The sequence below is a fragment of the Streptomyces neyagawaensis genome (assembly GCF_023516595.1).
GTDB classification, from domain to species: Bacteria; Actinomycetota; Actinomycetes; order Streptomycetales; family Streptomycetaceae; genus Streptomyces; species Streptomyces neyagawaensis.
This window is the reverse complement of the sequence record NZ_JAMGBG010000001.1, coordinates 309,475-336,204: the sequence shown is the minus strand read 5'-3', so window position 1 is coordinate 336,204 and position 26,730 is coordinate 309,475. Positions and strand designations below refer to the sequence as shown.

The following is a 26,730-nucleotide window of genomic DNA, read 5'->3' as shown; positions in this document are numbered from 1 at the left end:
CCACCGCCCCGTCGCGCGACTCCCCGGCTGACGGCGGTCCCGGCCGCGTGGCGCTCAGATGTCCCGGAAGGTCTCGATCTGGGCCCCCACCGTGTTGAGGCGCTCCGCGAGCTCCTCGTAACCGCGGTTGATGACATAGACGTTGCGGAGGACGGACGTGCCCTCGGCGGCCATCATCGCGAGGAGGACGACCACGGCGGGGCGCAGGGCCGGCGGGCACATCATCTCGGCGGCGCGCCAGCGGGTCGGGCCCTCGACGAGCACCCGGTGCGGGTCGAGGAGTTGGAGGCGGCCACCGAGACGGTTGAGGTCGGTGAGGTAGATCGCCCGGTTGTCGTACACCCAGTCGTGGATGAGGGTCTTGCCCTGGGCGACGGCGGCGATGGCCGCGAAGAACGGGACGTTGTCGATGTTCAGGCCGGGGAACGGCATCGGGTGGATCTTGTCGATCGGCGCCGAGAGCTTCGAGGGCCGGACCGTGAGGTCCACCAGACGCGTACGGCCGTTGTCGGCGAAGTACTCCGTCGTGCGGTCGTGGTCGAGGCCCATCTCCTCCAGGACCGCCAGCTCGATCTCCAGGAACTCGATCGGCACCCGGCGCACCGTCAGCTCCGACTCGGTGACGACCGCCGCGGCGAGCAGGCTCATCGCCTCGACCGGGTCCTCGGAGGGGGAGTAGTCGACGTCCGCGTCGATGTGCGGCACGCCGTGCACCGTGAGCGTGGTCGTGCCGATGCCCTCGACCCGGACGCCGAGCGCCTCCAGGAAGAAGCACAGGTCCTGGACCATGTAGTTGGACGAGGCGTTGCGGATGACGGTCACACCGTTGTGGCGGGCCGCGGCGAGCAGCGCGTTCTCGGTCACCGTGTCGCCGCGCTCGGTCAGCACGATCGGGCGGCCCGGCGTCACGGACCGGTCCACCTCGGCGTGGTACAGCCCCTCGGTCGCGGTGATGTCCAGCCCGAACCGGCGCAGCGCGATCATGTGCGGCTCGATGGTCCGCGTACCGAGGTCGCAACCGCCCGCGTACGGCAGCTTGAAGTGGTCCATGCGGTGCAGCAGCGGGCCGAGGAACATGATGATCGACCGGGTGCGGCGGGCCGCCTCCGCGTCGATCGCCGCCAGGTCCAGCTCGGCCGGCGGCACGATCTCCAGGTCGACGCCGTCGTTGATCCAGCGGGTGCGGACGCCGATGGAGCCGAGCACCTCCAGCAGGCGGTACACCTCCTCGATCCGGGCCACCCGGCGCAGCACCGTGCGCCCCTTGTTCAACAAGGAGGCGCACAGCAGTGCGACACACGCGTTCTTGCTGGTCTTCACATCGATCGAACCGGAGAGCCGGCGCCCGCCGACCACCCGCAGATGCATCGGACCCGCGTAGCCCAGTGAGACGATCTCGCTGTCCAGGGCCTCACCGATGCGAGCGATCATCTCAAGGCTGATGTTCTGGTTGCCGCGCTCGATACGGTTCACCGCGCTCTGACTCGTCCCCAGAGCCTCCGCCAACTGCGACTGTGTCCAGCCACGATGCTGTCGGGCGTCACGGATGAGCCTGCCGATGCGTACGAGGTAGTCGTCGGTCATGCGGTGAGGCTATCTCAGATATGAGATGCGCATGACGTTCGGGTGGGCCGTTCGGGTGGGAGGGTGGCCTGTGTCGCCCGTACTCCTGTGTGAGGGATGCCACTTCTCTCCGGAGGAGTAACGGAAGTGTGCTCCGAACGGCGATGGAGGGTGCGGACGTCGCGCGGGCCGAGCCCGGCCGCGATGCCGTGACGGTCCCCGACGCCAGGAGCCCACCATGACCGACCTCCCGTCCCGCCCCGCCGGAACGCGGGCCTCCGTCGCCGAACTCGCCGAGATGGCGGCCCGCCTGGACCGCATCGACCGGCGGATGGAGAGCGGATACGCCACCGCCGCCGGGCTGTTCGCGGTCGGCGGCACCGGGGCGCTGGCGTCCGCGGTCCACCAGTACGCGGTGGTCCACGACGGCTCCATGGCCTCCGCGGGGGTCGCGTTGGCGACGGCCCTCTTCGTGGCCGCGACCCGGCTCGCGCGCCGCGTACGCGCTTCCCGGCGCGCCCGAGTGCGCCGCTCGGTGGGGTGAACTTCCCTTGACGCGAAGCGAGTTGCGCCCTGCGGGGTGGCATTCGGCGCAGGGCGTAAAGACAACCCTCCGGCTGCCCCGATTCCCCAGTGAAACGACCCGCAGCGCAAGCTCCGCAACACCAGGAGGAAGTATGACCGGACTGGTACCCGAGCCGGTGGACGGGGTCCCGTGCGAGACCACGCCGCCGGCCGCCCCGGTGCCGGGTCCACAGCGGCGCGGCGAGACCGGGACGGACACCGGTCCGGCGGCGGACGACGGTGACGTGCCGAGTCCCGTGGCGGCGCGTGACGACATGGCGGCGCTGGTCGGGGCCGCCGCCCCGGACGCCGTCGCGGTGCCGCCGCCCACCACCGTGCCCCCCACCGCGCCGCCCACCGCCGTGCCGGATCCCCGTACGGAGCCGGACGTCGGCCCGGTGCGGTCCCTCACCCCCGAACAGGGGCTGCTGTTGGAGGCGGAGGGCTTCGCGTACGCCGTGGCGCGCGGCGTCGGCGCGCCGGACGCCCGCTACTTCGCCAAAGTGGCGAGCCACGCGGCGGTCACCCGCGTGCCGCCGCTCGAAGAGAAGGCCGCGATCGGCTACACCATCCGCGCCGTACGCAACCAGATCGCCGACCTGCGGCGCACCCATCCGCGCGAGGTCCCCGTCGAACGCTTCCCCGACCGCGCCACCGGCGACACGACCGCGGAGCAGGTCATCCGCCGCGACGAGGTCCGCCGCGCGCTCCGCATGGTCAGGGAGCTGTTGACGGAACGCCAGTTCGAGGTGTTCTGGCTGCGGCGGGTCAAGGAGATGACGCTGGACGAGACCGCCGACATCCTCGGCATCCGTCCGGGCACGGTCGCGGCCACCCTCAACAAGGCGGAACGGAAGATCGGACGGCACCTGGCACGCCAGGGTGCCCGGGCCCCGGGGAGGCAGCGGTGCCACCGCGGGTAGCGCGCGTACGGGGATCACGGATTCCGGTGGCCTTCGCCCGGACGGGCCCGGGCCCGAGCCGCGGAGGCGACCAGAGACCGTGATCCCCGGGCGGGCCTTACCCGGGCCCTGGCAAGCCCAACGATCGGGGGAAAAGGGGTTCGAATGGATGAATCGGAGAACGAGGCCATGACGGTGCTCGTCGGCCAGTTGAAGGAGGCCGACGCCGAACTGGTGGCCTATCACCTGGCCGACGGCGTACCGGACGAGGAACGCATCGTCCACGAGGAACTCGTCGTCCACCACCGCGTCGACGCCGTGGGAGGCGAAGGGGTCCTTCATACGATCGGTGCCGCCACCGGCCGTCGCGCGGGACCGGCGGTCGCGGAACGCGACGGCACGCCTTCGGAACGACGGTCCGGTGCGGGCGGCGGCGAGGACACGAAGGAGGGCCAGGCACACATCGGGGGAGTGTGGGTGGCCCGTCATCTCGCGACCCTGGCCGGCGCGATGGGGGCGGTCGCCGTCGCGGCCGCGCCCGCCCCGTGGACCGTGGTCCTCGGTGTCGTCGTCATCGCGGTCGCCTTCGTCGGTGTGCCGTTGGCGGCGCTGCTGCACGGGCGCCGCGAGCACGACGCGAAGCGCCGCGCGGGGCTGGACCTCATGGCGGGAGGGGCGGCCGCGGTCATCGTCACCGTCGTCGCCGCGTGGGCCGCCGGCCAGCGCAAATAAGGGTGCCGCGAAGAGGGCGGCACGGCACGGGCAGGGCCCCACACGGGGGAGGGGGCGCTGCCCGGTCCCGCCGCCCTCACGCATCCGCACGCGAGGCGTACGACGAGGAACGGCAGAAACGGGAGGGGGCCCGGCGAGGTGACTCGCCGGGCCGGCGAGACCGACGGGGCGGTCGGAGAAGGCGGACACGAGGGAACGCCCCACAGGGCCGCCGCCGGGCCTTGCCTGGCGACGGGTCGGGTCGAGCGATGACCCTGGCCGTCCGCGACGGACGACGGGTCGGACCTGTGAGGGTGCGGCGCGGCTCTCCCGACCGCCGCCCCTCCCCGTCACCCCCGGCGCGACCGGGTCGAGCGTGTGCGGCGCCAGCCGAAGGGGCCGGGCAGGTCCATGGAGGTCGTACGGCGTCCTGTGCTGCTGCGGGTGTGGCGTGGCCCGTGGTCGCCACCGGTGGTGATGGACCACGAGCGCTTGTTGATGTTCAGGCGCACGCCCGGCAGGATCCGGAAGCTCTTGCGAAAGGTGAGCGGCATCCAAGCCTCCCCTCGAAGGGTCACTGACGCCTTCCGGATACCCCGACTCGACGAACTGATGGCCGAACGCGCGGAGTTCGCCGGAACACACCGCCGCCGGCTCGTCGTCTGCCACCGCCGGCCGCGGACACCACGGCTCACCCGGCCGTAGTTGCCACCGCCCGCTGACCCGGTCGCTCACCCGGCCGTAGTCGCCACCGCCCGCTGACCCGGTCGCTCACCCGGCCGCAGTTGCCACCGCCCGCTGACCCGGTCGCTCACCCGCCCGCAGTTGCCACCGCCCGCTGACCCGGCCGCAGCCGCCACCGCCCGCTGACCCAGCCGCTCACCCGGCCGCAGTCGCCACCTGCCCGCTGACCGTGGACCCAGCGTGACGGCCGCACCCCGCTCGCCCGCCCCGGACGCCTCCGCCTGCCGAGCTCGGACGCGCCTGTCCCCGACCTCGGGCCCGGCCGCTCGCCGACTTCAAGCCCGGCCACTTCTGCCCGGCGCGCACCGAGGCCCGCCCCTTCCGTCCGGACATTGGCGCACGCCACATCCGCCCGGGCATGACCTGTCCGCGCCTATGTACTAGAGTTATCTCGACATCGAGATATCTGCCGAGGCGCACTGCGGCCGCCACCCCGGTAAGGGGTGCCTAACTTAGCCTTACCTTAGCGGATCGGCCAAGAGGGCGTGGCGGCAGGATGCGGTGGAACGCGCACATGGAATGAAGGAGACTGTCGTGTCGGCGAACAGCTTCGACGCCCGCAGCACGCTGCAGGTGGGCGACGAGTCGTACGAGATCTTCCGGCTGGACAAGGTGGAGGGCTCGGCTCGCCTGCCCTACAGCCTCAAGGTCCTGCTGGAGAACCTGCTCCGCACGGAGGACGGCGCGAACATCACCGCCGACCACATCCGTGCCCTCGGCAACTGGGACTCCCAGGCTCAGCCCAGCCAGGAGATCCAGTTCACGCCGGCCCGCGTGATCATGCAGGACTTCACCGGCGTTCCCTGTGTGGTGGACCTCGCCACCATGCGTGAGGCCGTCAAGGCCCTCGGCGGCGACCCGGCGAAGGTCAACCCGCTCTCCCCGGCCGAGATGGTCATCGACCACTCCGTCATCGCCGACAAGTTCGGCACGAACGACGCCTTCAAGCAGAACGTCGACCTGGAGTACGGCCGCAACAAGGAGCGCTACCAGTTCCTGCGCTGGGGCCAGACCGCGTTCGACGACTTCAAGGTCGTCCCCCCGGGCACCGGCATCGTCCACCAGGTCAACATCGAGCACCTGGCCCGCACCGTCATGGTCCGAGGCGGCCAGGCGTACCCCGACACCCTCGTCGGCACCGACTCGCACACCACCATGGTCAACGGCCTCGGTGTGCTCGGTTGGGGCGTCGGCGGCATCGAGGCCGAGGCCGCGATGCTCGGCCAGCCGGTGTCGATGCTCATCCCGCGCGTCGTCGGCTTCAAGCTGACCGGTGAGCTGACCCCCGGCACCACCGCCACCGACCTCGTGCTCACCATCACCGAGATGCTGCGCAAGCACGGTGTCGTCGGCAAGTTCGTCGAGTTCTACGGTGAGGGCGTCGCCGCCACCTCCCTGGCCAACCGCGCCACCATCGGCAACATGTCGCCGGAGTTCGGCTCCACCGCCGCGATCTTCCCGATCGATGACGAGACCATCAAGTACCTCAAGCTGACCGGCCGCTCCGAGCAGCAGCTCGCGCTCGTCGAGGCGTACGCCAAGGAGCAGGGCCTCTGGCTGGACCCGGCTGCCGAGCCCGACTTCTCCGAGAAGCTGGAGCTCGACCTCTCCACGGTCGTCCCCTCCATCGCCGGCCCGAAGCGCCCGCAGGACCGCATCGTCCTCGCGAACGCCGCCGAGCAGTTCAAGGCGGACGTCCGCAACTACGTCAACGACGAGTACGAGGCCAGCAAGGAGTCCTTCCCCAGCTCCGACGCCCCGTCGACGATCCCGAACGGCATCCCGTCCAACCCGGTCACCGTGACCGCCCCCGACGGCTCCTCGTACGAGATCGACCACGGCGCGGTGACGGTCGCGGCCATCACCTCCTGCACCAACACCTCGAACCCGTACGTCATGGTCGCCGCCGCGCTCGTCGCGAAGAAGGCCGTGGAGAAGGGCCTGACCCGCAAGCCGTGGGTCAAGACCACCCTCGCCCCGGGCTCGAAGGTCGTCACCGACTACTTCGACAAGGCCGGTCTGACGCCGTACCTCGACAAGGTCGGCTTCAACCTCGTCGGCTACGGCTGCACCACCTGCATCGGCAACTCCGGCCCGCTGCCGGAGGAGGTCTCCAAGGCCGTCAACGACCACGACCTCGCGGTCACCTCGGTCCTCTCCGGCAACCGGAACTTCGAGGGCCGGATCAACCCCGACGTCAAGATGAACTACCTGGCCTCCCCGCCGCTGGTCGTCGCGTACGCCCTCGCGGGCTCCATGAAGGTGGACATCACCAAGGACGCCCTCGGCACCGACCAGGACGGCAAGCCGGTCTACCTCCAGGACATCTGGCCGACCGAGGCCGAGGTCAACGACGTCGTCGCCAACGCCATCGGCGAGGACATGTTCTCCAAGTCCTACCAGGACGTCTTCGCGGGTGACGCCCAGTGGCAGGCCCTGTCGATCCCGACCGGCGACACCTTCGAGTGGGACCCGGAGTCGACCTACGTCCGCAAGCCCCCGTACTTCGAGGGCATGACGATGGAGACCACCCCGGTCACCGACATCGTCGGCGCCCGCGTCCTGGCCAAGCTGGGCGACTCGGTCACCACCGACCACATCTCCCCGGCCGGTGCCATCAAGGCCGACACCCCGGCCGGCAAGTACCTCACCGAGCACGGTGTGGAGCGTCGTGACTTCAACTCCTACGGCTCCCGCCGAGGCAACCACGAGGTCATGATCCGCGGCACGTTCGCCAACATCCGCCTGCGCAACCAGATCGCGCCGGGCACCGAGGGCGGCTACACCCGCGACTTCACGCAGGAGGGCGGCCCGGTCTCCTTCATCTACGACGCGTCGCAGAACTACCAGGCCGCCGGCACCCCGCTGGTCATCCTGGGCGGCAAGGAGTACGGCTCCGGCTCGTCCCGCGACTGGGCGGCCAAGGGCACCGCGCTCCTCGGCGTCAAGGCCGTCATCACCGAGTCGTACGAGCGCATCCACCGTTCGAACCTCATCGGCATGGGCGTCCTCCCGCTGCAGTTCCCGGCCGGCCAGTCCGCCGACACGCTCGGTCTGACCGGCGAGGAGACCTTCTCCATCACCGGCGTCACCGAGCTGAACGAGGGCACGACCCCGAGCACGGTCAAGGTCACCACCGACACGGGCGTCGAGTTCGACGCGGTCGTCCGCATCGACACCCCCGGTGAGGCCGACTACTACCGCAACGGCGGCATCATGCAGTACGTGCTGCGCAACCTGATCCGCAACTGAACGATCAAGTAAGGCAGTTGAGGGCCGCATCCCCGGCGACGGGGGTGCGGCCCTCCGCCGTGCGCCGGGGCGAGCGGCCCTCCGACGCGTCCACCTTCGCCTTCTTGCGCCAGCGGTTTACAACCGAACCACTTCGCGCTAGCTTCCGAAGCAGGTGGGGGTGGGAGCGCTCCCATTCCGAGCGGCGGACCGGAACCCGTCCCTCGACGGACCGTTCCCACCCCGCACCACTCACGCGTACGCAACACACCCGCACCCACGCCAGACAAGCACCCGCACATCCGTACGTCTGTACATCCGCACGCACGCACCTGCGCACACGCACGTTCCTCAAGGCCGTACACCCAAGGAGCGTTTGTCATGCATGTGACAACACCGCGATTGAGGCTGCCCAAACGGCACCGCGCGCTGCTGCTCGTCCTGCTGGCCCTCGTGACGACGATCCCGGCGCTCGGCCTGGTCGTCACCGCCGGCAGCGGCACGGCGGAGGCGCACGGCACGCCGATGAAGCCCGGCAGTCGTACCTTCCTGTGCTGGCAGGACGCACTGACCGACACCGGGGAGATCAAACCGGTCAACCCCGCCTGCCGGGCGGCACAGCAGACGAGCGGGACGACCCCGTTCTACAACTGGTTCTCGGTGCTCCGCTCGGACGGCGGCGGCCGCACCCGGGGCTTCGTCCCGGACGGCCAGCTGTGCAGCGGCGGCAACACCAACTTCACCGGGTTCAACACGCCCAGCAGGGACTGGCCGCTGACCCACCTCACCGCCGGCGCGAACGTCGACTTCTCGTACAACGCGTGGGCGGCGCACCCGGGCTGGTTCTACGTGTACATCACCAAGGACGGCTTCGACCCGACGAAGACGCTCACCTGGAACGACATCGAGGACCGGCCGTTCCTGAGCGTCGACCACCCGCGGCTGAACGGCAGCCCGGGCACGGTCGAGGCCAACTACTCCTGGCGGGGCCAGCTCCCCGCGAACAAGTCGGGCCGCCACATCATCTACATGGTCTGGCAGCGCTCCGACAGCCAGGAGACCTTCTACTCCTGTTCCGACGTCGTCTTCGACGGCGGCAACGGCGAGGTGACTGGCATCAAGCAGCCCGGCAACCCGACCGAGCCGGTACCGGGCCAGTGCTCCGCGACCCGCCGTACGACGGGCACGTGGAGCAATGGCTACCAGTCCGAGGTCGTCGTCAAGAACACCGGTGACGTGCCGATGCTCGGCTGGATGGTCGACTGGACCCTGCCGAGCGGCCAGCGCGTCGACAGCCTCTGGAGCGGCACCGCCACCTACAGCGGACAGAGCGTGATGGTCCACAACGCCAACTGGAACGGCTCGTTGGCCCCAGGGGCGACGGCGACCTTCGGGTACGTGGTCCAAGGGCCGGGAGGTGATTCCAGTACGACGTTGCCCTGCCGGGTGGGGTAGGCGCTGAGCGCTCCGGCGAGGCCCTGAGGTGCTCGGGCGGACCGGGTGGGCGGGCGGTGCGTGCCCACCCGGTCCGTGAGCCGGGCCGGTACGGGGGAAACCGGCTCGGAGGAGGAATGGCTCGGGCGACCGTCGGCGACAAGGGCAGACAACGTTGTCGAGTGGTCTATACAAGACTCTATCCCCTCAACGTCCCACGCCGTCAAATCAGTTGGGGCCCGACGAGACGCCGGGCCCCCTGGTGCTCACCGTGTTCGCACGCTCGGTGTCACGACAGCAGTTCCACCTCCGCGAGGGTCGACGGGGCGTCCAGGACCAGGCGGTAGTGGCGGTAGGTCCTCGGAGTGGGGACGGAGAAGGCGCGGGTCTGGCGGTCCCAGGTGAAGGACTGGCCGGAGCGCCTGTCGAGGGTCGTCCAGGTGGTGCTGTCGGCCGAGCCCTGGAGGGTCCAGCCGGTGGGGGCCTCGGTGGGGTCGGCGGACGTCAGGGTGTACTGCACGGCCCTGGTGCGGGCCGGCACCGGCAGCTCGGCCGTCGTCAGCGTGGCCTTCGTCGACGAGGTGTCGTCGAAGAGTTCCCCGGTGCCCTCGATGGCGTCCGAGCGCGGCGACGGCACCTGGTCGTCCTTGGTGATCGACACCGGCGCGGCGCTCTCGCCCGTGCCCCACCGCGACGGCCTCGGGCCCATGTCGAACTCCAGCACGCCGCCCTTCGCGAGCAGCGCGTGCGGCAGCGACGTCGACCGCCATGTCTTGCCGTTGACCTTCAAGCCCTGAACATAGACGTTCCTCGCGTTGTTCTTCGGGGCCCGGACCACCAGGTCCCGGCCGTTCTCCAGATGGACGGTCGCCTCGGTGAACAGGGGCGAGCCGATGGCGTACTCGCCGCTGCCCATCACCAGCGGATAGAAGCCGAGCGCCGAGAAGAGGTACCAGGCCGACTGCTCGCCGTTGTCCTCGTCGCCGTGGTAGCCCTGCCCGATGTCGCTGCCGACGTACAGCCGGGACAGCACCTCGCGGACCTTCTCCTGCGTCTTCCACGGCTGCCCGGCCGCGTCGTACATGTAGATCGCGTGGTGGGCGACCTGGTTGGAGTGGCCGTACATGCCCATCCGTACGTCCCGTGCCTCGGTCATCTCGTGGATGACGCCGCCGTAGGAGCCGGTGAAGTCGGGGGAGGCGGTCTCCGGGGTGGAGAAGTAGGTGTCCAGCTTCTTCGCCAGCCCGGCCCGGCCGCCGTACAGGTTCGCCAGGCCCTTGCTGTCCTGGGGCGCGGTGAACGCGTAGCCCCAGCCGTTGGTCTCCGTGTAGTCGTGGCCCCAGACCCGCGGGTCGTACGCCGACGAGTCCAGCCGCCACTTCCCGGTGCCGTCCCGGCCCTGGAAGAACCCGGCGTCCTTGTCGAACAGCTCCACGTAGTCCCGCGCCCGGTCGAGGAAGTACGCCGACTCCTCCCGGTACCGCTTCTCACCCGTCCGCTCGTACAGGGCCCGGCCCATCCGGGCGATGCCGTAGTCGTTGAGGTAGCCCTCCAGCGCCCAGGACAGGCCCTCGTGGGTGTCGGTGCTGGTGTAGCCGAGGAAGGGGGAGGAGGCCATGCCCTTGCGGCCGACGCCCGGGTTCGGCGGGACGACCGTGGCGTTCTTGACGGCCGCCTCGTACGCCGCCTCCGCGTCGAAGTCGACACCCTTGACGTACGCGTCCGCGAACGCCACGTCCGAGGAGGTGCCCGTCATCAGGTCCGCGTACCCGGGGGAGGACCAACGGGAGGTCCAGCCGCCGTCCTTGTACTGCTGCACGAAACCGTCCACCAGCTCGCCCGCCCGGGACGGCGTCAGCAGCGAGTAGGCCGGCCACGTCGTCCGGTAGGTGTCCCAGAAGCCGTTGTTGACGTACACCTTGCCCTCCACGATCTTCGCGCCCGTGTGGGTCGGGGTGTCCGGGCCCGGCATGGGGGAGAACGGCGAGGCGTACTGGTGGGTCGAACCGACCTTCTCGAAGCCCGAGTTGGGGTATAGGTACAGCCGGTACAGGTTGGAGTACAGCGTGGTCAGCTGATCGGGGGTCGCGCCCTCGACCTCCACCCGGCCCAGGAGCCGGTCCCACTGCGCCCGCGCCCGGTCCCGGACACTCTCGAAGGCGGTGCCCTCCGGGATCTCCTGGCGCAGATTGTCCTTCGCCTGGTCGATGCTGATCAGGGAGGTGGCCAGGCGGAGGGTCACCGTCCGGTCCGCGCCCGCGTCGAAACGGAGACGGCCCCTCACCCCGGCGGAGTCGCCGCCGGTCACCGGCTTGTCGAACACCCCGTACACGAAGAGGCGGGTCGCGCCCGTCGACAGCCCGGACTTCACATCCGAGAATCCCGTGACGACCCCGGCCTCCTTGTCGAGGGTCAGGCCCGCCTGGTCGGTGACGTTGTCGAAGAGGACACTGGCGTCGTCTCCCGGATAGGTGAAGCGGAGCACCGCCGCGTGGTCCGTCGGCGCCATCTCCGCCTTGATCCCGTTCTCGAAGCGGACCCCGTAGTAGTACGGCCGGGCCGTCTCGTTCTCGTGCCGGAACGCCAGCGCCCGCGCCGTGCGGCCCAGGTCGGGGGTGCCGGCTGCGGCCGACGGCATCACCTGGAAGGTCTGCCGGTCACCCATCCAGGGGCTCGGCTCATGGCTCGCGCTGAACGCCTGGACGGTCGGCAGGTTGTCCGCGTTGTTGGCCCGCGCGTAGTCGTACAGCCAGCTGAGCGAGCCCGCGTTGGTCACCGGCGTCCAGAAGTTGAAGCCATGGGGGACCGCCGTCGCCGGGAAGTTGTTGCCGCGGGAGAAGCCGCCGCTGGAGTTCGTCCCCCTGGTGGTCACCGCGTAGTCGGAGAGATGTGCCTTCGGCCGCTCGGGCGCCCGCACCCGCAGGGTCACGTCGTCGAGCCAGCCGCGGAACCTCGCCGGCCCCTTCGGAGAGTCGTATGCCACCAGGACCCGGTCCACCGTCTTCCCGGCCGCGACCGACCCGATCCGGGAGACGACGTCGTTCCACTGGTTGACGTACAGCACCTTCGCCGCGCCTTGTCCGCGCGGCGTGAGGGGGAATCCGTGCTGGTCGACGGCGCGCAGCTCACTCAGTGAGGTGCCGTCCGTGAAGACCAGGTCGACCGCGACATGGGTGGCGTCGTAGTCCAGGTCGCCGTCCGCCATGGACGGGAAGATCCGGTACGCCAGCTCGGTGTCCCGCCCGACGGCCACGTCCACGTCGTAGACCTTGTTGTACGAGTGGGCCGGGCCGTCCGCCGTGTGCCGGCCCGCGTACCGCAGCGCCCGCTTCCCGGTGAAGCCCACCCCGGCCTTGGCGGTCGCCGAGCCGCTCGGCCCCCGGTCGGTGTGGGTGCGCATCTCCTTCGGCGCGGGCGTCTGGCCGCCGCCGGTGGAGAACTGCACGTCGGCGAGCTGGGTGATGGTGGAGGCCCCGTTGTTCCGGGTGATGTCCAGCCGGAAGTGGCGGTACCCGGCGACCGCGTCGGCGGCGATGTCGTACGACTTGGTCAGATACCGCTCGGGGAAGGACTCGCCGGTGCGGGTGTCGAGGGTCCGCCACTCCTTGCCGTCTGCGGAACCCTTCAGGGTCCAGTCCTTCGGGTCGCGCCCCTCGGCGTCGTTCGCCGAGGTCAGCGCGTACGTCACCACCTCGGCGGGTCGGTCGAGGTCGAACTCCACCCAGCCGGTGGGCTGGAAGGAGAGCCACTTGGTGCCCGGCTCGCCGTCGACCAGGTTCTCCTTCACCTCCCCGCCGGAGGTGTTCTCGCCGCTCGCCCGGACCTCCGTCACCCGGTCGGTGATGTTGCCGGGGATGCCCGTGGCGTAGCCGCCGTCGACACCGGAGGCGCGGGGGGAGCCGTCCGGCGCGGTGTCGACGGTGTCGGTCCAGTCCGGTGCCGGATCCCCCGACTCGAAGGAGGAACTGAACTCCCGGTCGGCCGCCGCCGGTCGGGCCGGTAACGCGACGGCGGCCCCCTGCGAGGCCACCACCAGAGCGAACGCGGCGGCGCCGAGCGCCACCGTGGAACTCCATCCGTGCCGCATCCGCGAGCACCCTCCCTGCGCCTGATCAGCTCCCTCGACCGCCTTGGCGATCAAGAAATGACCAGTAGTGGACAACGTTGTCTGCCGTGTTGCGCAGGGACCAGTAGTGGTTCAAGTGGTGAGTGGTGTCAAGGGTGTTGAGTGAGCCATCCCGGTCGCACGGCGGGGAATTCGTGGTCGAGCGGCGCACGGACGCTCGTATTTCCGCGAGGTCTCAACTCGGAAAAGACCGACAGCCAACCTTGCATTCGATCTTGCTCCCTTGGCGGGAAGTGGACTATACCTGTCGGCGTCCGCATCGTGGTCGCACGACCGTGGGGCGGGCACTACCTGGGGGGAATTACCGGTGGGCGCGGACGTGTCCGCGCGCGGACCGCCGTCTTGCCCCTGTTGAATCCTCACGCACGACCCCAGCTTGAACCGATCGCGGTGCCGGGAGGATCCGGTTCACCGCCTGAGTCCTGGAGAAGGCGAGGACTTGAGCATGGGATCCACGACCGCTGAGAACAACGAACCCGAGGCCCCCGGCACCACCACCGCGGAGGGTGTGGGCCGCCGCGATCTGATCAAGCGATCCGCTGCGCTGGGCCTGATCACCGTCCCCACGATGAGCTTCCTCTCCGCCTGCGCGAGCGGCGGCGGGGACGACGACTCCTCCGAGGACGCCCAGGGCGAGACGTCCACGTCCAACCCCTTCGGCGTCAAGAAGGGCAGCAAGCTCGACGTCGTCATCTTCAAGGGCGGCTACGGCGACGCCTACGCCAAGGCGTGGGAGGCGGCCTTCCAGAAGAAGTGGGGCGTCACCTCCACCCACACCGGCACCCAGGAGATCACCGGCAAGCTCCAGCCCCGGTTCAACGCGGGCAACCCGCCGGACATCGTCGACGACTCCGGCGCCCAGCAGATCCCGATCGACGTCCTCTACAAGAACGACCAGCTCCTCGACCTGGCCGCCGTCCTGGACGCCCCCTCGATCGACGACCCCGCCAAGAAGGTCCGCGACACCCTCATCCCCGGCACGCTCGACGCGGGCATGCAGGAGGACAAGGTCGTCGCCCTCAACTACATCTACACGGTGTGGGGCCTGTGGTACTCCGGCAAGCTGTTCAAGGAGAACGGCTGGGAGGAGCCCAAGACCTGGGCGGACTTCCTGACCATCTGCAAGGAGGCCAAGGCCAAGGGCATCGGCGGCCTCGCCCACCAGGGCAAGTACCCGTACTACATCAACGTCGCCATCATGGACCTGATCGCCAAGACCGGCGGCCTCGACGCGATGAAGGCCATCGACAACCTCGACCCGAAGGCGTTCGTCGGCTCCGACGCCGCGAAGGCCGGTGTCGAGGCGATCTACGAGGTCGTCGAGAAGGGCTATCTGATGCCCGGCACCAACGGCCTCACCCACACCGAGTCCCAGACCCGCTGGAACCAGTACAAGGCCGTGTTCATCACCTCCGGCTCCTGGCTGGAGAACGAGCAGCTCAAGCAGACCCCGGCCGACTTCGACATGAAGTTCATGCCGATGCCGCTGCTGCCCGACAGCAAGATGCCGTTCGAGGCGATCCGGGCCGGCTCCGGCGAGCCGTTCATCATCCCCGCCAAGGCGAAGAACCTGCCGGCGGCCAAGGAGTTCATGCGGATGATGCTGTCCAAGGAATGGTCGACGCTGTTCGCCAAGGAGGCGAACTCCCTGACCATCCTCAAGGACGGCGTCGACCCCGGCGTGCAGCTGCGGCCCGGCACGCAGTCCACGGTCGAGGCGTCCAAGGCCGCCGGTGACAACACCTTCCGCTACCTGTACACCGAGTGGTACAGCGAGATGGACACGGCGATCCAGAACGCGTCGAACGAGCTGATGGCCAAGCGGATCCAGCCCGCCGAGTGGCTGAAGCGGGCGCAGGCGGCCGTGGACAAGCAGGCGAAGGACCCGGATTCCAAGAAGAACCACCGGGACTGAGCGGGCCTTCGGGCGTCGTGGGGGGCTGAGTGGTGCGGTGGGCCGCCGGTCCACCGTGGATGGCTTGAAACGCGCAGCTCCCCGCGCCCCCGAGGCGTGCGGGCCCTTCGTCTCACGGAACCCAAGGCAGGATCACGCCAATGCGCAAAGGGCAGTACCGGTTCGTCGCGGGGTTTTTGTTCATCCCCGTGGCGCTCTATCTGATCTTCGTCATCTGGCCCTATCTCCAGACCTTCGGCTATTCGCTGACGGACTGGAAGGGGCAGTCCCAGACGTTCAACTTCGTCGGGCTGGACAACTACACCGCGTTGTTCCAGGACGACATCTTCCTCAAGGCCATCTGGCACAACATCCTGTTCCTGGTGTTCATCCCGGTGATCACCATTCTGCTCGCGCTGTTCTTCGCGTTCATGCTGAACGCGGGCGGGCGCGGCCGGGCCGGCGGTGTCTCGGGGGTCGCCGGGTCGGGCTTCTACAAGATCGTCTACTTCTTTCCGCAGGTCCTGTCGCTGGCCATTCTCGCGGTGCTGTTCGGCGCCGTGTACCGCAGTGACAGCGGTGGCATGCTCAACGGCTTCCTCATGAAACTGGGGCTGGTCGACGAGAGCGGCCCGGTCGAATGGCTGAATGAGCCGAACTTCGTGCTCTGGGCGCTGATCGCGGTCGTCGTCTGGCACGGCGTCGGCTTCTATCTGGTGCTGTTCTCCGCCGCCATGCAGGCCATTCCGAGGGACATCTACGAGGCCGCGCTGATCGACGGCGCCGGCCGCGCCCACACCTTCTTCCGGATCACCCTGCCCCTGCTCTGGGACTCCGTGCAGACCGCCTGGGTCTACCTCGGCATCGCGGCGATGGACATGTTCATCCTGGTCTCCACGATGACGGCGGGGGAGTACGGCGGCGGCCCCGATCACCACAGCGAGGTCATGGCGACCGTGATGATGCGGAACTTCCTGCTGTACGGCAAGAGCGGCTACGCCTGCGCCATGGGCGTGGTGATGCTGCTCCTCACCCTGATCGTCTCGGTGGTCATGCTGCGCGCCACCCGCCGTGAACGCATCGAGTTCTGAAGCCGGAGATGACGGAACGATGAGCGCACCCCTCAAGACCGCCTCCCCCGGCGACTCGGCCCCCACCGGTCCGGCCGTGACCAAGACCCGGACCAGCCCCGGTGACGAACGCGGCGAAGGCGTCGTGCTGAACGTCTTCTCGCACGGCTTCCTCGCCCTGTGGGCCCTGATGATCGTGCTGCCGCTGCTGTGGCTGATCCTCAGCGCCTTCAAGACCGACGCCCAGATCGGCGGCTCCGCCTTCGGCTGGCCGCAGAACTGGTCCCTGGACGTGTTCTCCCGCGCCTGGGACAAGGGCATCGGCGACTACTTCCTCAACACGGTCATCGTGCTGGTCTTCTCCGTGCCGCTGACCATGCTGTTCGGCTCGATGGCCGCGTACGTCCTGGCCCGCTACCAGTTCTGGGGCAACCGGCTGCTGTACTTCTTCTTCGTCGCCGGGGCCATGTTCCCGGTGTTCCTGGCGCTGGTCCCGCTGTTCTTCATGGTCAAGCGCCTCGACATGCTGAACAGCTACCAGGGCCTGATCCTGGTCTACGTCGCCTACTCGCTGCCGTTCACCGTGTTCTTCATGCACGCCTTCTTCCGGACCCTGCCCACGGCGGTCTTCGAGGCGGCGATCCTGGACGGGGCCTCCCACACCAGGACCTTCTTCCAGGTGATGCTGCCCATGGCGAAGCCGGGCCTGATCAGCGTGGGCATCTTCAACACCCTCGGCCAGTGGAACCAGTACATCCTGCCCACCGTCCTCATGCAGCCGCAGAGCGGTGACGACCCCGAGCGCTATGTCCTCACCCAGGGTCTGGTCCAGCTCCAACAACAGCAGGGATACGCCTCTGACCTGCCCGTTCTCTTCGCAGGTGTCACCATCGCGATGATTCCCATGCTTGTGGTCTACCTCTCGTTCCAGCGCCAGGTGCAGGCCGGCCTGACGTCGGCGACCCTGAAGTAGTAAGGAGGCCTCCGGACGACCCCGACGTAGCGCCTCAGTGACATTTAGTGGTCGATTGGCGACGCCAGTTTCCGTCAAGGACTTGACTGCGGTAACCCGTTCAGCGGAGCTTGGAGTTCACAACTTGTAAGTGACCCGGGATCCGCGGCTTTGACCTGGGTCACGGGCGGCGGGGGCCGTCCGGCCTGGGACAGGAGTGGATGAGTCGATGGAGACTCCGGGGTCGCAGTCGTCGCTGCACCGAGCAAATCTCGAACGCGTCGTCCGGGCGGTGCGTCTCGCCGGCTCGCTCACGCAGGCGGAGATCGCCAGGACGACAGGCTTGTCCGCGGCCACGGTGTCCAACATCGTCCGCGAGCTCAAGGACGGCGGAACGGTCGAGGTCACGCCCACATCGGCGGGTGGACGCCGGGCTCGCGCGGTCTCCCTCAGCGGCGACGCCGGCATTGTCATCGGCGTGGACTTCGGGCACACCCATTTGCGCGTCGCGATCGGGAACCTCGCTCATCAGGTGCTGGCCGAGGAGTCCGAGCCGCTCGACGTGGACGCCTCCTCCACCCAGGGGTTCGACCGTGCGGAGCAGCTGGTCACCCGGTTGATCGAGGCCACCGGGGTGGATCCCACGAAGATCGCGGGCGTGGGCCTCGGTGTGCCCGGACCGATCGACGTCGAGTCCGGGACGCTGGGCTCCACCGCCATCCTGCCGGGCTGGACCGGCACCAACCCGGCCGCCGAGATGGGCCACCGCCTGGGCGTCCCGGTTCACGTGGACAACGACGCCAACCTCGGCGCCCTCGGTGAGCTGGTCTGGGGCAGCGGACGCGGGGTGCGCGACCTGGCCTACATCAAGGTGGCCAGCGGTGTCGGCGCCGGCCTGGTCATCGACGGCAAGATCTACCGGGGCCCCGGTGGCACGGCAGGAGAAATCGGGCATATTACTCTTGATGAATCCGGACCGGTCTGCCGCTGTGGAAACCGCGGCTGCCTGGAGACCTTCGCCGCGGCGCGTCATGTGCTGCCGCTCCTCCAGTCCAGCCATGGGACCGACCTGACGATGGAAGGCGTCGTGCGGTTGGCGAGGGACGGGGATCCGGGCTGTCGCCGGGTGATCGCCGACGTCGGCCGCCACATCGGAAGTGGAGTCGCCAATCTCTGCAATCTGTTGAACCCGAGCCGCGTGGTCCTCGGTGGCGATCTCGCCGAGGCCGGGGAGTTGGTGCTCGGACCCATAAGGGAGTCGGTCGGCCGGTACGCGATTCCGAGTGCCGCACGTCAACTCTCGGTGCTGCCAGGGGCACTTGGCGGTCGCGCGGAGGTCCTCGGGGCCCTCGCGCTGGCGCTCAGCGAGATGGGTGATTCAACCCTTTTGGACGGAACCCTGTCCGCAGCGACCCCTGCCTTCACTTAGAGAACGAAACACGCCGTTGCCAACCCGTTAAGGATTTACTTCTTGACGTCGCACGTGTGGCCGAGTTGACTTCCAGCCACCTCGGCCGCAGTGCTGCGGCCCGTGTCAGGGAGGCACAACCCAAATGAACGCAACGATGCGTAGAGTCGTGATCGGCGCCACCGCGGTTTCGCTGGCGCTCTCCGTGGCTGCCTGTGGGAAGGCCGGCGACGACAACGACTCGGACAGCGGTAGCGACAGCGGCAAGGGCAACAAGACCATCGGTCTCCTCCTGCCCGACAACGTCACCGCGCGCTACGAGAAGTTCGACCGGCCGTACTTCGAGGACAAGGTCGAGGAGCTCTGCTCCGACTGCAAGGTCGAGTACGCGAACGCAGCCGCCGACCCCACCAAGCAGGCTCAGCAGATGAGCACCATGGTGACCAAGGGCGTCAAGGTCATCGTCGTCTCCGCCCAGGACTCCGCCGCGATCAAGTCCTCCATCCAGTCCGCGGTGGACAAGGGTGTCAAGGTCGTCGCCTACGACCGCCTCGCCCAGGGTCCGGTCTCGGCCTATGTCTCCTTCGACAACGTCAAGGTCGGCGAGCTCCAGGGTCAGGCCCTGCTCGACGCGCTCGGTGACAAGGCGACCAAGAAGTCCAAGGTCGTCATGATCAACGGTGACGACGCCGACCCGAACGCCGGCCAGTTCAAGGAAGGCGCCCACAAGGTCCTCGACGGCAAGGTCGACATCGCCTACGAGCAGTCCGGCCTGTGGAAGGACACCGTCGCCGCCCAGAAGATGTCCGCGGCGATCACCCAGCTGGGTGCCAAGAACATCGCGGGCGTCTACGCCGCCAACGACGGCATGGCCGGTGGCATCGCCAACACCCTCAAGGGCGCGAAGATCAGCAACATCCCGCTGACGGGCCAGGACGCCGAGCTCGCCGCCATCCAGCGGATCGTCGCCGGCACCCAGTCCTCCACGGTCTACAAGGCCTACAAGCCGGAGGCCGACACCGCCGCCGAGCTCGCGGTCGCGCTGCTCGAGGGCAAGGACATCAAGGGCCTCGCCGACACCCAGGTGACGAGCGGCTCCGGTGACAAGGTGCCCGCCAAGCTCCTGACCCCGGTCTCGGTGACCAAGGACAACATCAAGGACACGGTCGTCAAGGACAAGCTGTACACGGTCGCGGACATCTGCACCGCCGAGTACGCCAAGGCCTGCAAGTCCGCCGGCCTGGAGTAGTCACGCCACCGCGCGTCATCCGGTCCGGGTCCCGCTGAGGGGCCCGGGCCCGGACGGCCGAGCGGTCCCGTGAAGCCCCGCCGGCGCCCGCCCCGCCAACAGACCCCGCTGCGGGGCGGGCGCCGGACGGAACCCGCCGCCGAGCGCGGCGGATCCAGGCATGTTCACCCTGTAAACCACCGTGCGAGCAGCGGCCCTCCCGCCGCGATCCGCACGTCATTCCGCGCACACCCCCAAGCGCGGCATCCCCGCCGGTCAGGCGGCGAAGGAGATGGTTCACGTGTCCGCTACGCCCGTGCTGGCGTTGCGCGGAGTCTCCAAGCGATTCGGTGCGGTCCAGGCACTCACCGACGTCGATCTGGAGGTCCACGCCGGAGAAGTGGTCGCCCTGGTGGGCGACAACGGCGCAGGTAAGTCGACCCTGGTCAAGACGATCGCGGGCGTCCACCCCATCGATGAGGGCGTCATCGAGTGGCAGGGCGACCCGGTGAGGATCAACAAGCCGCACGACGCCCAGGGACTCGGCGTCGCGACGGTCTACCAGGACCTCGCCCTCTGCGACAACCTCGACGTCGTGGGCAACCTCTACCTCGGTCGCGAGCTGCTGCACCGGGGCGTCATCGACGAGGTGACGATGGAGAAGAACGCCCGCGAGCTGCTGTCCACGCTCTCCATCCGCATCCCGAGCGTGCGCATCCCGATCGCGAGCCTCTCGGGTGGTCAGCGCCAGGTCGTGGCCATCGCCCGCGCCCTGATCGGTGACCCCAAGCTCGTCATCCTCGACGAGCCCACCGCCGCCCTCGGTGTCGAGCAGACCGCGCAGGTCCTCGACCTGGTGGAGCGGCTGCGGGAGCGCGACCTCGCCGTCATCCTCATCAGCCACAACATGGCCGACGTCAAGGCGGTCGCCGACACCGTCGCCGTGCTGCGGCTGGGCAAGAACAACGGCTCCTTCCCCGTGAAGGACACCAGCCACGAAGAGATCATCGCCGCGATCACGGGTGCCACGGACAACGCCGTGACCCGTCGTGCGGGGCGGCGCACCGCGGAGGCGGCAAAGTGAGTGACACGTCCAAGACCGTGAAGAGCGACTCCGCGGCGACCGGCAAGGTCACCAAGGGCGAGGGCGTGGTGGATCTGCAGGACACCGTCGCGCCCGCCGACGACCCCACGGCGGCCCCGGTCGCCGTCACGGACCCGCGGCTGCTGGTCCGCGAGGAGGGCTTCAAGGGCTACCTCACCGAGTTCAAGCGCAAGGTCAAGGGCGGCGAGCTGGGCTCGCTGCCGGTGGTCATCGGCCTGATCGTCATCTGGACCATCTTCCAGTTCCAGAATGATCGTTTCCTCAGCGCCGACAACCTCTCCAACATCAGCTACTTCCTGTCGGCCACCGGCATGCTCGCCATCGGCCTGGTGTTCGTGCTGCTGCTCGGCGAGATCGACCTGTCGGTCGGCTCGGTCAGCGGTCTGGCCTCCACCCTGTTTGCCGTGTTCGTGGTGAACAACGGCATGAACGCCTGGCTGTCGCTGGTCCTCGCCGTCATCACCGGTGTCGCCATCGGCGCGCTGCACGGCTGGTTCTTCGCCAGGATCGGTGTGCCGGCGTTCGTCGTCACCCTGGCCGGTTTCCTCGGCTGGAACGGTCTGATGCTGTGGCTGCTGGGCGACAGCGGCACCATCAACATCCCGTCCGACACGGGCCCGGTCCATCTGCTCGGCCAGAGTTCCTTCTTCCTGGACCAGGCCATCATCGGCGCCTACCTGTTGGCGGGCCTCGGTGTCGTGCTCACCGCCGTCGGCAACTTCAACGAGCAGCGCCGTCGCAAGGCCGCCGGGGTGCCGTTCCGGCCGACCAGCGAGATCCTGCTCCGGGTCGGCGCGCTGGCCCTCGCGTCCTTCGTCGCCGCGGCCGTGCTCAACGACGCGTCCGGTGTCTCCAACGCGCTGGTCATCTTCCTCGCGGCGCTGGTGGTCGTGGACTTCGTGCTGCGGCGTACGACCTACGGCCGCCAGGTCTTCGCGGTCGGCGGCGGCATCGAGGCCGCCCGGCGTGCCGGTATCAACGTGCCGATGATCCGCATCACGGTGTTCGCCATCTCCGGTGGCTTCGCCGCGGTCGGCGGTATGTTCTTCGCCGGTCAGACCGCGAGCGCGACGCTCTCCGCGGGTGGCGGCAACACGCTGATGCTGGCCATCGCCGCGGCCGTCATCGGCGGTACCAGCCTCTTCGGTGGACGTGGATCGGTGTGGTCGGCGCTGCTGGGTATGTTGGTGATCCAGTCGATCCAGACGGGTCTCGACCTGCTCAACATGAACACGTCGATCCAGTACATGATCACCGGTGCGGTGCTCCTGGGCGCCGTGGTCATCGACTCGGTCTCCCGCAGGAGTCAGAAGGCGGCGGGCCGCGCGTAAACGGGGAGCGCCGTCGGGGTGCGGTGGTTCTCGCCCGTACCGGTCGTGCATGGCTGGTCGCGCGGCTGCCCGCGCCCCTTGACGGTGTGGCAGGTGCCCGGTGCCGAAAGGTACCGGGCACTTCTCTTGTGGGTCGGACGTTTTCGTACGCGGGGACCGGTGCAGGATGGTTTACGGCCGTTCGCGTGATGCGGGTCCCCCCCCGCCCGGCGGTCGGCGGTGCACGCGGAAGATTAGACTTCGTCGAGCCCGGCAACGCTCGAACAGCACTATTGCAAGGAGGCACGGGTGCCGCTGCTGACCCGCATCAGGGGACCGCGCGATCTGGACCGGCTCAGCCTGGAGGAGTTGGACCAGCTGGCGGAGGAGATCCGGACCTTCCTCGTGGAGGCGGTGTCGAAGACCGGCGGTCACCTCGGCCCCAACCTCGGCGTGGTCGAGCTCACCATCGCGCTGCACCGGGTCTTCGACTCGCCGAAGGACAAGGTGCTGTGGGACACGGGTCACCAGTCCTACGTCCACAAGCTCCTCACCGGCCGACAGGACTTCTCCCGGCTGAAGATGAAGGGCGGCCTGTCCGGCTACCCCTCGCAGGCCGAGTCCGAGCACGACGTCATCGAGAACAGCCACGCCTCGACGGTCCTCGGCTGGGCCGACGGGCTCGCCAAGGCCAACCAGGTGCTGAAACGCGACGACCACGTGGTCGCCGTGATCGGTGACGGCGCCCTCACCGGCGGCATGGCCTGGGAGGCGCTCAACAACATCGCCGACGCCAAGGACCGGCCCCTGGTCATCGTCGTCAACGACAACGAGCGTTCGTACGCGCCGACCATCGGCGGCCTCGCCAACCACCTCGCCACCCTGCGCACCACGGACGGGTACGAGCGGTTCCTGGCCCGCGGCAAGGACCTGCTGGAGCGCACGCCCGTCGTCGGCCGGCCGCTCTACGAGACGCTGCACGGCGCCAAGAAGGGCCTGAAGGACTTCATCGCCCCGCAGGGCATGTTCGAGGACCTCGGCCTCAAGTACGTCGGACCGATCGACGGACACGACATCGAGGCCCTGGAGTCCGCCCTGTCGCGGGCCAAGCGCTTCGGCGGCCCGGTCATCGTGCACTGCCTCACCGAGAAGGGCCGCGGCTACCAGCCCGCCCTCCAGGACGAGGCGGACCGCTTCCACGCCGTCGGCAAGATCCACCCGGACACCGGTCTGCCGATCGCCTCCTCCGGCGCCGACTGGACCTCCGTGTTCGGCGAGGAGATGGTGAAGCTCGGCAAGGAGCGCGAGGACATCGTCGCCATCACGGCGGCCATGCTCCAGCCGGTCGGCCTCGACAAGTTCGCCAAGGCCTTCCCCGAGCGCGTCTACGACGTCGGCATCGCCGAGCAGCACGGCGCGGTCTCCGCGGCCGGCCTCGCCACCGGCGGGCTGCACCCGGTCTTCGCGGTGTACGCGACCTTCCTCAACCGCGCCTTCGACCAGGTCCTCATGGACGTCGCCCTCCACAAGTGCGGTGTGACGTTCGTCCTGGACCGGGCCGGCGTCACCGGCACCGACGGCGCCTCGCACAACGGCATGTGGGACATGTCGATCCTCCAGGTCGTCCCCGGGCTGCGGCTCGCCGCGCCGCGCGACGCCGACCAGGTGCGGGCGCAGCTGCGTGAGGCCGTCGAGGTCACGGACGCGCCGACCGTGGTGCGGTTCTCCAAGGGCGCCGTCGGTCCCGCCGTACCGGCCGTGGGCCGGGTGGGCGGCATGGACGTGCTGCGGGAGCCGGGCACCGACACGCCGGACGTGCTCCTCGTCTCCGTCGGCGCCCTCGCGCCGATGTGCCTGGAGATCGCCGCCCTCCTCGACAAGCAGGGCATCACCACCACCGTCGTCGACCCGCGCTGGGTCAAGCCGGTCGACGAGCACATGGCGCCGCTCGCCGACAAGCACCGCGTGGTCGTCACCGTGGAGGACAACTCCCGTGTCGGCGGCGTCGGCTCGGCGATCGCGCAGGCGCTGCGCGACGCGGGCGTCGACATCCCGCTGCGCGACTTCGGCATCCCGCCGCGCTTCCTCGACCACGCCTCCCGCGCCGAGGTCATGGCCGAGATCGGGCTCACCGCACCCGACATCGCCCGCCAGGTCACGGGTCTCGTCTCCAAGCTCGACGGCCGGCTGGACGGTACGCCCTCCGAGGTGGAGCCCGCGCGCGACTGACCCTCCCGACTGGGCTGTCCGGGCCGGTCCCACCATCCTTTACGGTGGTGAGACCGGCCCATTCGCGTGAAACCACCCGTGCCGGGGCATACGCTCCCCCAGCTCTCGGCTTCGCTCGACCCGGGGGGACCCCCATCGCCCCCTCTCGATCATGTCGAGGACCACAAGCGTGGGAGGTACCCCTGTGAGCAGCACACTCTTCCGGACGAAGAAGGTCGAGCAGTCCATCCTCGATACCGAGGAGCCCGAACACGCGCTCAAGAAATCCTTGTCCGCGCTGGATCTGACGGTCTTCGGCGTCGGCGTCATCATCGGCACCGGCATCTTCGTCCTCACCGGTACGGTCGCCAAGAACAACGCCGGGCCCGCGGTGGCCCTGGCGTTCGTCGCGGCCGGTGTCGCCTGCGCGCTGGCCGCGCTGTGCTACGCCGAGTTCGCCTCCACCTTGCCCGTCGCGGGGTCCGCGTACACGTTCTCGTACGCCTCCCTCGGTGAACTGCCCGCCTGGATCATCGGCTGGGACCTGGTCCTGGAGTTCGCGCTGGGGACGGCGGTGGTGGCCGTCGGCTGGTCCGGCTACATCCAGTCGCTCATGGACAACGCGGGCTGGGAGATGCCCGCGGCCCTGGGCAGCAGAGAGGGCGCAGGGGAGTTCGGCTTCGACATCCTCGCCGCCGCGCTCGTCCTGGTCCTCACCGCCATCCTCGTGATCGGCATGAAGCTGTCCGCGCGGATCACCTCGGTCGTCGTCGCCATCAAGGTCGCCGTCGTCCTGACCGTGATCATCGCGGGCGCGTTCTTCATCGAGGGCAAGAACTACGACCCGTTCATCCCGAAGGCGCAGACCGTCGACGCCGGTGACAGTCTCCAGGCGCCGCTGATCCAGCTGATGTTCGGCTGGGCGCCCTCCAACTTCGGTGTGATGGGCATCTTCACCGCCGCCTCGGTGGTGTTCTTCGCGTTCATCGGCTTCGACGTCGTCGCCACCGCCGCCGAGGAGACCAGGAACCCGCAGCGCGACATGCCGCGCGGCATCCTCGGCTCGCTCCTCATCTGCACCACGCTGTACGTCCTCGTGTCGATCGTCGTCACGGGCATGCAGCACTACAGCAAGCTGTCCGTCGACGCCCCGCTCGCCGACGCCTTCAAGGAGACGGGCCACCCCTGGTTCGCGGGCTTCATCAGCTTCGGCGCCGCCGTCGGCCTGACGACGGTCTGCATGATCCTGCTCCTCGGCCAGACGCGTGTCTTCTTCGCGATGAGCCGCGACGGACTGCTGCCGCGCTTCTTCTCCCACGTCCACCCGCGGTTCAGGACCCCGCACCGGCCGACGATCCTGCTGGGCGTGATCATCGCGATCCTCGCCGGCTTCACCCCGCTGACCGAACTCGCCGCCCTGGTGAACATCGGCACCCTGTTCGCCTTCGTGGTGGTCGCGATCGGTGTGATCATCCTCCGCAGGACCCGCCCCGATCTGCACCGCTCGTTCCGCACCCCGTGGGTGCCGGTCATCCCGATCCTGTCGGTGTGCGCGTCCCTGTGGCTGATGATCAACCTGCCCGCCGAGACGTGGCTGCGGTTCGCGGTGTGGATGGTCGCCGGGTTCGTCGTGTACTTCCTCTACGGCCGCTCGCACAGCCGCCTCGGCCGCCACGAGGGGACCGAGCCGGGCGACGTCACCCCGTCGCCGGGACGCGGTGCTTAGCAGCCGCCCGCCCGTCGCCCCGCCCGTCCGCCTGACCCGGCGTCAGCGACGGCCCCGAGGGCGCCCTCCGGCCCCGTACAGGTCCGCCTCCGGGCTGTACGGGGCCGGACCGCGTGGGCGGCAGCCGTCGTCGGGCGTCAGGCGTCGCCGCGTACCGTGCGCGGGCCCGCCACCTCGGCGCCCAGTTCCTCCACCCGGCGGCGCAGTTCGCGGTCGGCGGTGACGACGAGGGTCGGGCGGTCCCGGCCCTCCTCGGTGACCAGCTGGACGATACGGTCGTCGCCGCTGCCGGGGGCCGATTCGACCCGTACGCCGGGGACGGACTCCACACCGCGGGCGGCGCCCTCCACGACCATGACGATCTCCACCGGCTCCTCCAGGCCCGGGACCCCGTCACGGGCGAGCCGGTCCCGCAGACGCTCCGCCGCACCGCGCCGGTCGCGCCACCAGCCGTCGGGGACGGAACCGATCACGTTCGCGGCGTCGATGATCACGAGGGTCGTCATGGTTCCCCATTGTGGACCCGGGGGCGGCGACATCCGGTCGGCCACGCA

18 protein-coding genes are annotated in these 26,730 nt (G+C 69.1%); 14 read left to right on the top strand and 4 right to left on the bottom strand.

Annotation, left to right across the window (positions count from 1 at the left end; genetic code table 11):
• Positions 1-54: 54 nt before the first annotated feature.
• Entirely contained in the window at positions 55-1,584 is a 1,530-nt protein-coding gene (locus M8J73_RS01390; RefSeq protein WP_055542143.1) for a helix-turn-helix domain-containing protein, read from the bottom strand.
• A gap of 217 nt (positions 1,585-1,801) precedes the next feature.
• Here M8J73_RS01390 and M8J73_RS01385 point away from each other — a divergent pair, with 217 nt between their 5' ends.
• From M8J73_RS01385 to M8J73_RS01375, 3 genes are all read left to right on the top strand, one after another.
• On the top strand, positions 1,802-2,107 hold the full coding sequence (locus tag M8J73_RS01385; RefSeq protein WP_055542144.1) for a hypothetical protein: 306 nt from the start codon (positions 1,802-1,804) through the stop codon (positions 2,105-2,107).
• Positions 2,108-2,240: 133 nt separating this feature from the next.
• Positions 2,241-3,050, top strand: a complete 810-nt coding sequence (locus M8J73_RS01380) for a sigma-70 family RNA polymerase sigma factor (protein WP_249828122.1) — start codon at positions 2,241-2,243, stop codon at positions 3,048-3,050.
• A 144-nt stretch (positions 3,051-3,194) separates the two neighbouring features.
• Entirely contained in the window at positions 3,195-3,761 is a 567-nt protein-coding gene (locus M8J73_RS01375) for a hypothetical protein (RefSeq protein WP_055538898.1), read from the top strand.
• Positions 3,762-4,090: 329 nt separating this feature from the next.
• Here M8J73_RS01375 and M8J73_RS01370 read toward each other — a convergent pair whose 3' ends face one another.
• Positions 4,091-4,294, bottom strand: a complete 204-nt coding sequence (locus M8J73_RS01370; RefSeq protein ID WP_185093521.1) for a DUF4236 domain-containing protein — start codon at positions 4,292-4,294, stop codon at positions 4,091-4,093.
• Positions 4,295-5,018: 724 nt separating this feature from the next.
• On the opposite strand from M8J73_RS01370, the gene acnA reads away from it, so the two are divergent.
• Together acnA and M8J73_RS01360 are read left to right on the top strand one after the other, a co-directional pair.
• Positions 5,019-7,736 carry an aconitate hydratase AcnA gene (gene acnA, locus M8J73_RS01365; protein ID WP_055540154.1) on the top strand — a complete coding sequence of 906 codons (2,718 nt, stop codon included), beginning with the start codon at positions 5,019-5,021 and terminating at the stop codon, positions 7,734-7,736.
• A gap of 360 nt (positions 7,737-8,096) precedes the next feature.
• On the top strand, positions 8,097-9,170 hold the full coding sequence (locus tag M8J73_RS01360) for a lytic polysaccharide monooxygenase (protein ID WP_206187915.1): 1,074 nt from the start codon (positions 8,097-8,099) through the stop codon (positions 9,168-9,170).
• Between the two features lie 268 nt (positions 9,171-9,438).
• Here M8J73_RS01360 and M8J73_RS01355 read toward each other — a convergent pair whose 3' ends face one another.
• Positions 9,439-13,236: a GH92 family glycosyl hydrolase gene (locus M8J73_RS01355; RefSeq protein ID WP_055540131.1), complete on the bottom strand. Its 3,798-nt coding sequence runs from the start codon at positions 13,234-13,236 to the stop codon at positions 9,439-9,441.
• 484 nt (positions 13,237-13,720) lie between these two features.
• On the opposite strand from M8J73_RS01355, the gene ngcE reads away from it, so the two are divergent.
• The 9 genes from ngcE (at position 13,721) to M8J73_RS01310 (ending at position 26,176) form a co-directional block, all read left to right on the top strand.
• The gene (gene ngcE, locus M8J73_RS01350) at positions 13,721-15,190 is read left to right on the top strand and encodes an N-acetylglucosamine/diacetylchitobiose ABC transporter substrate-binding protein (protein ID WP_055540132.1); all 1,470 of its coding nucleotides are present in this window, start codon (positions 13,721-13,723) and stop codon (positions 15,188-15,190) included.
• Between the two features lie 140 nt (positions 15,191-15,330).
• A complete protein-coding gene (locus tag M8J73_RS01345; protein ID WP_055540133.1) occupies positions 15,331-16,260 on the top strand; it encodes a carbohydrate ABC transporter permease in 930 nt (309 codons plus the stop codon).
• Between the two features lie 19 nt (positions 16,261-16,279).
• On the top strand, positions 16,280-17,212 hold the full coding sequence (locus tag M8J73_RS01340; RefSeq protein WP_055540134.1) for a carbohydrate ABC transporter permease: 933 nt from the start codon (positions 16,280-16,282) through the stop codon (positions 17,210-17,212).
• 208 nt (positions 17,213-17,420) lie between these two features.
• The gene (locus tag M8J73_RS01335; RefSeq protein WP_055517883.1) at positions 17,421-18,620 is read left to right on the top strand and encodes an ROK family transcriptional regulator; all 1,200 of its coding nucleotides are present in this window, start codon (positions 17,421-17,423) and stop codon (positions 18,618-18,620) included.
• A 136-nt stretch (positions 18,621-18,756) separates the two neighbouring features.
• Complete coding sequence (locus M8J73_RS01330) at positions 18,757-19,848, top strand: sugar ABC transporter substrate-binding protein (RefSeq protein ID WP_055540135.1); 1,092 nt, start codon at positions 18,757-18,759, stop codon at positions 19,846-19,848.
• Between the two features lie 271 nt (positions 19,849-20,119).
• The gene (locus M8J73_RS01325; protein WP_079054987.1) at positions 20,120-20,911 is read left to right on the top strand and encodes an ATP-binding cassette domain-containing protein; all 792 of its coding nucleotides are present in this window, start codon (positions 20,120-20,122) and stop codon (positions 20,909-20,911) included.
• On the top strand, positions 20,908-22,263 hold the full coding sequence (locus M8J73_RS01320) for a sugar ABC transporter permease (protein ID WP_055540137.1): 1,356 nt from the start codon (positions 20,908-20,910) through the stop codon (positions 22,261-22,263). The genes M8J73_RS01325 and M8J73_RS01320 overlap by 4 nt, the downstream gene beginning before the upstream one ends.
• Positions 22,264-22,551: 288 nt before the next feature.
• On the top strand, positions 22,552-24,471 hold the full coding sequence (gene dxs, locus M8J73_RS01315) for a 1-deoxy-D-xylulose-5-phosphate synthase (protein ID WP_055540138.1): 1,920 nt from the start codon (positions 22,552-22,554) through the stop codon (positions 24,469-24,471).
• 184 nt (positions 24,472-24,655) lie between these two features.
• Positions 24,656-26,176, top strand: a complete 1,521-nt coding sequence (locus M8J73_RS01310; RefSeq protein ID WP_055540139.1) for an amino acid permease — start codon at positions 24,656-24,658, stop codon at positions 26,174-26,176.
• 137 nt (positions 26,177-26,313) lie between these two features.
• Here M8J73_RS01310 and M8J73_RS01305 read toward each other — a convergent pair whose 3' ends face one another.
• Positions 26,314-26,682: a PIN domain-containing protein gene (locus tag M8J73_RS01305; protein WP_055540140.1), complete on the bottom strand. Its 369-nt coding sequence runs from the start codon at positions 26,680-26,682 to the stop codon at positions 26,314-26,316.
• Between the last annotated feature and the right edge of the window lie 48 nt (positions 26,683-26,730).